This is a genomic window from Candidatus Binatia bacterium, assembly GCA_026415395.1.
GTDB lineage: Bacteria > Desulfobacterota > Binatia > HRBIN30 > HRBIN30 > HRBIN30.
This window is the reverse complement of sequence record JAOAHD010000014.1, coordinates 1-3,215: the sequence shown is the minus strand read 5'-3', so window position 1 is coordinate 3,215 and position 3,215 is coordinate 1. Positions and strand designations below refer to the sequence as shown.

Annotated in this window: 4 protein-coding genes; all 4 read left to right on the top strand. The window is 61.0% G+C overall.

The genetic code is table 11. The features are described from left to right. On the top strand, positions 1-609 hold a 609-nt coding region (locus tag N3C12_11500; GenBank protein MCX8073060.1), incomplete at its 5' end, for an SPASM domain-containing protein. A 16-nt stretch (positions 610-625) separates the two neighbouring features. Beyond that, complete coding sequence (locus N3C12_11495) at positions 626-1,702, top strand: diiron oxygenase (GenBank protein MCX8073059.1); 1,077 nt, start codon at positions 626-628, stop codon at positions 1,700-1,702. A gap of 50 nt (positions 1,703-1,752) precedes the next feature. Beyond that, positions 1,753-2,466: a WbqC family protein gene (locus N3C12_11490; protein MCX8073058.1), complete on the top strand. Its 714-nt coding sequence runs from the start codon at positions 1,753-1,755 to the stop codon at positions 2,464-2,466. Then, positions 2,463-3,215 (top strand): glycosyltransferase family 2 protein (locus N3C12_11485; protein MCX8073057.1); only part of this gene is annotated, 753 nt, incomplete at its 3' end. The genes N3C12_11490 and N3C12_11485, both read left to right, overlap by 4 nt.

The window sequence follows — 3,215 nt, the reverse complement described above, 5'->3', positions numbered from 1 at the left end:
CTCGACGCCAACGATGCCGACACGTACCGAGCCATGCGCGGGCGCGATCACTTCGAGCGTGTGTGCGCGAATATCACCGCCCTGCTCGCCCGCAAGCGTGCGCTCGGTCTTCGGCGCCCGGTTGTATCGCTGCAGGTATTGCTCGCCCCGGAAAACCGGGCAGCATTGCCGGCCATCATCGAGCGCTGGCAGCCCTTACTGACCGACGCAGACTTCGTCATGACCATCGAGCCTTCCACTTTCGGGCGGCAGGTCGACGTCCCTCCACCGGCCGTTGGCCCGCGCCAGCCTTGTCGCTGGCTGTTCGAGGCTTTGATTGTGTTGCAAGATGGCACGGTGACAACCTGTGGCACCGACTGGGACGCGCAAGCCCCCGTGGGAAACGCCGCCGAAAGTTCGCTGTACGCGATCTGGAACGGTGCGGAAATGCAACGGCGGCGCGCCCTGCACCTTGCTCGACAGTTCGAAAGACTACCGCTCTGCGCCTCGTGCACGGATTGGCCGTTGGCCGACGGCCACGGCTACCGCAACGTATCCAAAGATACCCACCCAACCCGGGCGAACCCCAAACATAGACTCGCGATCGCAGCCTCGACTACACTAATGTGACGGAACGGAGGGAGCCATGGAAGGATTCGAGTTCATTCGACGACTAAAGGAAGTGAGCGATCGGTTCGTCGACAGCCTCGGCGACCATTTTGGTCACTTAGCTACCCAATTCGACCCCGACACACTCGGATCGACGAAGCTGTTCCCTTGGCAAATGACTTGGTACTACGGCGAACCCATTTGGCACGCGCTCGACGAGGAGCGCAAACTCATGCTCAACCGGCTGTGCTTTTGCCAGAGCTACCTGAGCACGGCCGTGGCAGAAATTGCCGTGAACGTGCTCAACATGCGCTCGGCGCTCTCGACGATTCTGCAAGGACATGTGCAGCCTGCACTCTACATGGCGCGCGAAGTCGTCGAGGAAATGGCCCACGTGCAAGCGTTTCTCACCGTGATCGAAAAGGTGCTCGGCTACTACGGCCTCACGCTCGATCAGTTGCGCGCCGCCAATCCCTCGCTCAAGCTGACGAAGACCTACATCAACGGGCACACTTTACTCAGTTGGCTGCGTGGCAACCTCCACTACTATTACTTCACGCGCTTTGCCTTGAACGTGAATCAGAAAACGGTTGAACGGCTGATTATCGACGAACCCGACGCGCATCCCATTGTCCAGGCCATCCTCACCAATCACGCCACTGACGAAGCCCGGCACATGCAAATGTCGCGCGCCACAGGGCTGGCTGCCTTGCGGCAAATGCGCAACCCCGTCACGCGCATCGTCGCCTGCTTGGCCTACGCGCACTTCGCCGCAAGCATTTTCATCACCCGGCACCGGCGCGACTCGCGCCTCACTCGTGAAACGCGGATCCGGACCTTGCAACTGGTGGGCGTCGACCGCGCCACCGCTGAGCGAGCCTACAAAGAATGGCGGGATCGGGTGAACCAACCGGAAGACCCACCGTTGGTGCGGAACGCTCGCTTGTACTTTCTGCGCTGTAATTTCGATTACATCGAAGAAATGCCTGTTCCCACGTGGGTCAAAAAGCGGATGCGTGCAATCATCTCCGAGCCATATCGCGACTTGGGCGAGATGCCCACACTGTTACAAATGCGGCCCAGCCATCCGAGTTCTCTCTGGGGTTCACATTAGTCTCAGGACCGCCACATTTTCCGCTCCTCCACCCTCTGCCTCGCTTCGCGATGCGCGTTGCTGGCATTCAGCCCGGGTATCTTCCGTGGCTCGGCTACTTCGACCAAATGCGCCGTGTGGATGCGTTCATTGTCGCTGACGAAATGCAATTCACCTCAAGCGGTTGGGCTCACCGCAACCGCGTTCGCAGTCCGCAGGGCGCGCACTGGCTTACCGTGCCCGTGCATTACCGCCTTGGCGAGCCCATTTGCGCCGTGCGTTTGAGCCCGTACGTCGCATGGGCTGAGCGACACCTCGAGTTGCTGGAAAATTTCTACCGGCGCAGCCGCTTTCGCCACGAAATTCTCGACCCCCTCGCCTCGCTACTTCTCAGGCCCGCCACGCGGCTGGTCGAGGTTACAATTCCCCTTCTGTTTCAACTGCGCGACTGGTTCGGCATCACTACACCGCTGCTGGTGTCCTCCGAACTTGGCTTAGAGCAGGTATACGCGGCAACCTTCCCCGAGCAGCCAAGCCCCACCCACAGGATTGTGGCATTCTTGCGGCACCTCGGAGCGACCTCGTTGCTGCAAGGGGAAAGTGCACGGAGTTACCTCGACGTCGACCTCTGCCGCCGGTACGGCATCAAGGTGGAGTTCCACCGCTACGCCCACCCTGAGTATCCGCAACTGTTTTCACCGTTCGTGTCGCATCTTTCGGTTGTCGACCTACTCTTGTGTTGCGGCATCGAAGGGGCGCGCAACGTATTGTTCTCCGTGCCATGACTCAAGCCACACGGCCCCGGGTTTCCGTTGTCGTGCCTGTTTACAACGAAGCGCCGACGATCGAGGAGCTGGTCGAGCGGACCACCACGGTCCTGGATCAACTGGGGGCACCCTACGAACTTGTGCTTGTCGACGACGGTAGTACCGACACAACCCCTGAGTTGCTCGCTCATCTCGGCGACCGTCTTCCGCAGGTGCGCGTGGTCCGCCTCACACGCAACTTCGGACAAAACGCAGCATTGAACTGCGGCTTGTTTTCCGCCACGGGCGAATTCGTCGTGACCATGGACGGAGACCTGCAAAATCCGCCAGAGGAAATCCCGAGATTACTCGCGGCCTTCACACCCGCTGTCGACATTGTCAGCGGACTGCGTGCGCAGCGGCACGAGCAACTGTGGCGCTATCTTGGCTCGCGCGCCGTGCACTGGATTGCTCGCCTACTCGTCGGCCGCGAGTTGCAAGACTACGGGGGACAGTTCAAAGCCTATCGCCGCGAAGTGATCGAGGCGACCCGTCGGTTCTGGGCCCCGGGGAAGCCGTTCTTTGCGCTCGCCGTCTGGCTCGGCTTCCGGGTGCGCGAGGTGCCGGTGCGGCATGATCCGCGCCCCCACGGCGGCACACGCTACGGCTTCTTGGCCCTGACTCGGTTAAATCTGGAAATCATCACCAGCTTCACCACCGCACCGCTCGTCGCCCTCAGCGCCCTGCCGCTCATCTTTCTCGCCGCCGCAGTGGGCCTCTCGGCGCTT